The organism is Paenibacillus barengoltzii NBRC 101215, from assembly GCF_004000745.1.
Taxonomy (GTDB): Bacteria; Bacillota; Bacilli; order Paenibacillales; family Paenibacillaceae; genus Fontibacillus; species Fontibacillus barengoltzii.
Genome location: NZ_BILV01000127.1, coordinates 1 through 5975 on the forward strand (window position 1 = coordinate 1; position 5975 = coordinate 5975).

Consider the following 5975-nt stretch of genomic DNA (forward strand, 5'->3'; position numbering starts at 1 on the left):
CAATTAAAAAAGTTTATACAGAGTAATATTTATATGGATTTAGTATGAACTAGTTGAGTCGAGGATGCCGGTAACATCTGATAACACCGCATTCACGCATCGGTCCGGCATACGCCGTCCCTCGGTCTCCCGAGGCATTTCGGAGAAGCAAGTCAGGCGACAACCTTGCACTGGCTAAGTCTTCGACCCGGCGGCCTGATCCTCTGTGGATCGGCCAGGCAGCTTAAGCCAGTGAGGGTTCGTGAATGCAAAGACGTTATATGAAACCTACGCAAACATTTAAACATAGATGTTAAATCACAGAAGAAATTTATGAACCAGCCTGAGCATTTCCAATTTTATTAGGCGGTGATACTTTGACGAACGATTTTTATTGTGACGAAGTGTTGAGTGGAAATATTGAAGTAAATAAAGTTTTAGAGACTGATAATGTACTAGCGTATCATCATACACGTCCGTTTTACGAAGTACATATTGTTGTTATTCCAAAGAAGCATATTAATTCTCTGATAAGCCTTATGGATGCTGAAGACCATCAATTACTTATAGAACTACTGGAAGTAGTGTCGCATGTATCAAAGACAATAATATCGAATCATGGAGCTTGCCGAATAGTAACTAACCTAGGTGAATACCAAGAATCTAAACATCTACATTGGCATGTAGCATATGGGAAAAAGGTTAGGAACTAAGAAGAATAATATGTTAAGTAGATCATAGAAGGCGTAGGCATCATATAACACCGCATTCACGCATCGGGTCAGCTAAAGCTGCCCCTCGGTCCGCAAGAGGGATTTCGGAGAAGAGAATCAGCGGACAATTCCTGCGAGGCGAAGTCTATCGACCCGTTCGCTAAGCTCACTTAAGCCTCTCGGATTCGTGAATGCAACAACGTTATGTGAAATTCCTGAAAGAAATTAATATTATAAATCAGGTGAAATCGAAGATGATTAACTTAAAAGATTATATAAATCAAAAGGAACTAATAAGTTTACTATCCGAATGTATATATCCAAATGAAGAACGAGTACTACAAGAATATGAACAGTATAGAAATGATAAATCAAGAAAATTACTAGGTAGAATTGAAAACGGTGAATTGGTTGGACTTATCGGAGTAATTAATCAGACGGAGAATGAAGTAGAATTAAAACATATAGCAATAAAGTCTAGTAAGAGAAAACAAGGATTAGGAAAGAAATTAATAAAAGAATTTATGCAAGAAAATTCAATAAGGAGAATTGAAGCCGAAACCGATATGGATGCAGTAGATTTTTATAGAAAAATCGGTTTTCAAATAATAAGGTTAGGGGAAAAGTATCCCGGAATAGAAAGATTTAAATGCATTTTAACAAAGGACTGATTTTGAAAGCAGATACAAGAGGTCAGGAACTTCACATAACACCATATTCACGCTGTGGGGCTATCGCCCCTTGGTTGCCAGATGTATAATCATGGAAGAAGCTCAGACAACAAACGACCCAGCCTAAGATAAGAGCTATCTAAGGCTGGGTCATTTCGTGAATACAAGAACGTTATAAGAAATCCCCGCAAAGATAAAAAAGACAATGACAATAACACACAGGGTGTTGGGAATTTGTTACAATATGGGTGAGAATTTAATAAGTTAATGGGGGATCATTATGTCGTTGATGGACGTACTCTCTTTGTTATCTTTATTTGTTGGTATAGTTTCGATTATTCTAGCTATTTTTGCAATGTATTCTGCCAATCGCTCTGAACAACGGAGTAAAGATAATTTTGATAAAACTCAAGAGATGATTAGTAAATTTTATGAAAGTACCAAAGATCTTCTTCATCAGATAGAAACTAGAACTAGTGTAACAGAAAAAGTCGTACTATCTAACCAAGATCAATTATTGAATACTATGACTACCATTGTTAATGAAACAGTTATTCCAAAGAAACAAGATATGGGCGAACAAATTGGAATGATGTTTTTTCAACAATTAATCTCTAATCCACAAGGAACTTCTGAAATGCTAAAACCACTTAAAGAAATAGCTTCCATGATGGAACAGGATAATAAGTAGTTATCTTAAGACGGGAATTCCCGTCTTATTTAATAAATAATTTGGCAGTGATTCTATGAAGGCGGGGACATCTTATAACACAGTATTCACGCATCGGGCCATTCGGCCCTCGGTCCGGCAGGAGTTAGAAGTTTATTCGGTGGGGCTTTTCAGTAGCAGGGAAGCGGAATCAGCCGGACACATCCGCACCGACTAACTGCGCAAGCGCAGCCGTCACCTGGCGGTGCCTTAAGTCGGTGGGACGTCGTGAACACGATAACGTTATGTGAAATCAGCATAAATAAAAAATTGAAAGAGTGGTATGAATGACTGGATGCAGATATTTATTCATTTCTTCTAATGGAGATAAGATTATAAAGATCTCTCAACCCAAAAATCACAAATATAAGTCTGTACCTCAATTAGCAAATCAGAATGTACTTGAGGTCATTTTATTTTACAAAAATAAAGACAGGAAGCCACATCAATTGCTTACGGTCGAATTTGACCGATTCCGATTAGATTCCAATGGTAATTATGAAGAAACAGAAGTAGATAGGAAAAGAGCTTTTCATAATTTCTTTGCTTTTGGAATGCCGAGTTTACTCGAAGAAGTAGAAGTAGATGATAAACCATTACCTATACCTGTTGCTCCAATAGTTCCAACCGATAGTGAGAAAAGATCATTATACAGTTACATAAATGAGAAGTTACCTAACTTAGCAGCTGCTGCCCCGTATGTTGTTGAGAGTAAAATTAAAGCATCGAGAGAGAAATACGAAGAGTTTAAAACCATCGCAAAGAAATCAAAGAACCGACTTAAGTAGTTCGAAGAAGATGCTGACATCACATAACATTATATTCACGCATCGGGCATACGCCCTCGGTCCGGCAGAGGGATTTCGTGGAAGTAGAAGCAGAGCCGGACACACCCAGCATTCGCTGGGCGTCGTGAATACGGGAACGTTAGCTGAAATTCATGAAAGGGTGAAAGAAGTATGTCGATTGGTGATTATTTAGATCACCCATCAAAAGATCAAATGATTGAAATAGAGAAAAATTCGAGAACGGACAAACTTTATCTGAGGATAAAATGGCCATCAGTTGTATATAGTCCTCCTGAAAAAAACATTTACTTTTTCTTTTCCAGACATGAAACAGACAGTTGGATTCGAATGTTGAATAATAGACTAGGTCAGGTAAGGCTTAGCTATATTTTTATGATGCATTATTTTAATAAGGGAATACCAGACGATGAATGGTACATAAATCCTAACAGGGGGGAACTTTCTATTCAGTATTTTCCACATTTTCGAGAGGAAACTTTTCATTATAAAACTATGTTTGATTATTATACTGATGTTTTTTATTATAAATTTTCCTCTGCGTGGGACACCATTTTTCACATTATTAACGCTTATTATTCATTTAATATTGAACCTAAACATCGTTTTAACGACAAAGTGAAAAATGAGTTGAAAAAGAGGAATTCTGCATTATTTAATGAGATTGGAAAGACCGAAAATTCAGAAGCATTTAAGGAATCCAAGACACTCAGGAATAATATTACACATAATTTTTCTCCAAATGATATTAGTTCTGGTGTTAAAAAGGAATTTGTAGATGGTAAAATTCGCAGAATATCAATGGATATAGGAGAATACACCCCCTCAATGATATTCATAAAAAATATAAATGATCTAATCAATGTGATGATTTCATTTCTAGCATTTTTAAAGGAAACACTTGAAAGCAATCCAGAGGAGTCATGAACTTCAGCTAACACCGTGTTCACGCATCACAGCCTAACGGCTGCTCGGTCCGCCCGATGTCCGAAGAGAAATTCGAAGAGGCATTTCAGTGGCAGAGAAGCAGATCCAGGCGGACACACCTGCGAGGCTAACTGCGCAAGCGCAGCCGGTCACATTCGTGACCTTAAGCCTCTCGGCGTCGTGAACACATGAACGTTATACGCAACTTCTGCAATACATATAAAAATAAACAAGCATGGGGGTACTAGCATGTTCAAGATTGGAATTGATAAAAACAAAATCTATATGAAAACTGACAGATTAAATTGGGCAGCAACACTTGATATAAAAGTCGCCTTATTCGAGCTTATTATAAAAAAATATTCCAAACTTGTTATTCTTGATTTGGGTAACGTAACTAGAGTTTATCCAAATGGTGTATTACCAATTGTTACTGAACTAGATAGATTTAGACGAAAGGGTATCAAATTTCAAGTGATCCCACCAAAAGACTTATCAACAAGACAATACATGCAAAGACTTAACTGGCTGTACTACCTTGATCCAGACAATAATCAATCATTTAATAAGAATAACTATCAGAATTTTGCATTACATTCTTTCGATAATTCCGATCAATTAGATGAAGTGATTAACAATGCTTTAGAGATATGTATGAAACAATTAGTGTTCGCAGAGGGTGTTCCACAAGCATTTGAATGGACAATTAATGAAATTGCTGGGAATATACTAGTTCATGCTGGAATTGAGACTGGCTATCTTCAAGTTTTAGTCGATAAGGAACATCATAAGCTAATATTAATTGTTTGCGATTCTGGTGTAGGCATTCCATATAATATTCAAAAAGCATTTCCTGAATATCATAGTGACAGACTTGCGATTGAACATGCAATCAAAAAGGGAGTTACTAGTAATCCAAAGTATGGACAAGGGAATGGCCTTGCAGGTTCAGTTGCTATTGCAGTTGCAAGTAATAGTTCATTATTCATAACCTCAGGTAAAGGTCGAGTACAAGTAATTGATGGAAGGATTAGATCCGAAAGGCATTATCCTAAGTATTTTGGTACTTGTGTAGAATTACAATTCAATACTCAAATTGCAATTGATTTACCCAAAGCATTGTGGGGTCATATTCCTGCAAATTATATGGAATTAAATTTCGAAAGTGAACAAGGAGATTTAATTTTCAAATTAACAGATCACTCATCAAATTTTGGAAATCGTCCCGCTGGAGAGAGAATTAGAAATCTTGTAATGAATTTATTGGTACAAAATCAGGGGAAGACAGTATCAATTGATATGGATGAAATTGGTGTTGTAGCTTCTTCATTTGCTGATGAATTGTTTGGGAAATTAGCTGTAGAACTAGGAATGATTGATTTTAATAGACTAATAAGAATTATCAATGTTAATCCAGTATGTAAGAAAATTGTTGATGAAGCTCTTGTACAACGAATTGTGCAGAGTTATGGGATGCAGAATATAACATTAGTAAAAGACTTTTCGTAATTTCGAGATGTCAGAAGCAGCGTATAACATTTTATTCACGCATCGGCAGACAAGCTGCCTCGGTCCCGGAAGATAAGTCGGAGAAGGATTTGCCGGGACACATCCGCACCACCTAACGGTATCACGGCGCTCACAACGTTTGCTTAAAGTGGTCGGACGTCGTGAATACAATAACGTTAGCAGAAATTGCCCAAAGAGAGGTTAAACCATGAAGATACATTTAACATTTTTAATCCTGTTAGTTTGTATTTCTCTAACTGGATGTAATGATGGCAAACCAATAACAGAATTAAAACCAATTACACTTGCTGAGTTGTACCCCGGAGATGTTAAAAGCATAGATCAAATTGAATTAGTTGACGGTTCTTCAGGAGAAAGCAAAACTGTATCAAATAATGAAGAGATAAAAACAATAATAAAAAACATTAAAGATATAAAGTTAATACCGGATACAAACCAAGAAGGACGAACAGGATGGTTATTTCGGTTAAAGTTTTATGAAAAGAGTAACGTCAAATTAGATTTTACCCCACACCATATGAATGGAATATATTATGAAAACAATAGTGAATTAACACTGATACTAAAGCAATTATATAAAGAAAAGTTTGGTAGAGAGTTCTAAGAGGTAAGCAACTTCTGCTAACACTGTCTTCACGCG

Annotated in this window: 7 protein-coding genes; all 7 read left to right on the top strand. The window is 36.5% G+C overall.

The annotated features are described in order from the left end of the window. Positions 1–356: 356 nt before the first annotated feature. The 7 genes from PBA01S_RS22200 (at position 357) to PBA01S_RS22230 (ending at position 5939) form a co-directional block, all read left to right on the top strand. A complete protein-coding gene (locus PBA01S_RS22200) occupies positions 357–692 on the top strand; it encodes an HIT family protein (protein WP_084628956.1) in 336 nt (111 codons plus the stop codon). A gap of 254 nt (positions 693–946) precedes the next feature. Continuing rightward, on the top strand, positions 947–1363 hold the full coding sequence (locus PBA01S_RS22205) for a GNAT family N-acetyltransferase (protein WP_028540214.1): 417 nt from the start codon (positions 947–949) through the stop codon (positions 1361–1363). Between the two features lie 280 nt (positions 1364–1643). Next, positions 1644–2054 (top strand): hypothetical protein, encoded by a 411-nt coding sequence (locus tag PBA01S_RS22210; RefSeq protein WP_127576760.1) that lies wholly within the window; start codon positions 1644–1646, stop codon positions 2052–2054. 305 nt (positions 2055–2359) lie between these two features. Then, positions 2360–2860: a hypothetical protein gene (locus PBA01S_RS22215; RefSeq protein ID WP_009224831.1), complete on the top strand. Its 501-nt coding sequence runs from the start codon at positions 2360–2362 to the stop codon at positions 2858–2860. Between the two features lie 171 nt (positions 2861–3031). Further along, positions 3032–3805, top strand: coding sequence for a Cthe_2314 family HEPN domain-containing protein (locus PBA01S_RS22220; RefSeq protein WP_127576761.1), 774 nt, complete (start codon positions 3032–3034; stop codon positions 3803–3805). Between the two features lie 249 nt (positions 3806–4054). Beyond that, positions 4055–5314 carry an STAS-like domain-containing protein gene (locus tag PBA01S_RS22225; protein WP_127576762.1) on the top strand — a complete coding sequence of 420 codons (1260 nt, stop codon included), beginning with the start codon at positions 4055–4057 and terminating at the stop codon, positions 5312–5314. 208 nt (positions 5315–5522) lie between these two features. After that, positions 5523–5939 (top strand): hypothetical protein, encoded by a 417-nt coding sequence (locus PBA01S_RS22230; protein WP_052147338.1) that lies wholly within the window; start codon positions 5523–5525, stop codon positions 5937–5939. Positions 5940–5975: the final 36 nt, after the last annotated feature.

Coding starts and splice junctions, on each gene's coding strand:
- PBA01S_RS22205 (WP_028540214.1), top strand. CDS start 947: ATGATTAACTTAAAAGATTATATAAATCAAAAGGAACTAATAAGTTTA.
- PBA01S_RS22210 (WP_127576760.1), top strand. CDS start 1,644: ATGTCGTTGATGGACGTACTCTCTTTGTTATCTTTATTTGTTGGTATA.
- PBA01S_RS22230 (WP_052147338.1), top strand. CDS start 5,523: ATGAAGATACATTTAACATTTTTAATCCTGTTAGTTTGTATTTCTCTA.
- PBA01S_RS22215 (WP_009224831.1), top strand. CDS start 2,360: ATGACTGGATGCAGATATTTATTCATTTCTTCTAATGGAGATAAGATT.
- PBA01S_RS22225 (WP_127576762.1), top strand. CDS start 4,055: ATGTTCAAGATTGGAATTGATAAAAACAAAATCTATATGAAAACTGAC.
- PBA01S_RS22220 (WP_127576761.1), top strand. CDS start 3,032: ATGTCGATTGGTGATTATTTAGATCACCCATCAAAAGATCAAATGATT.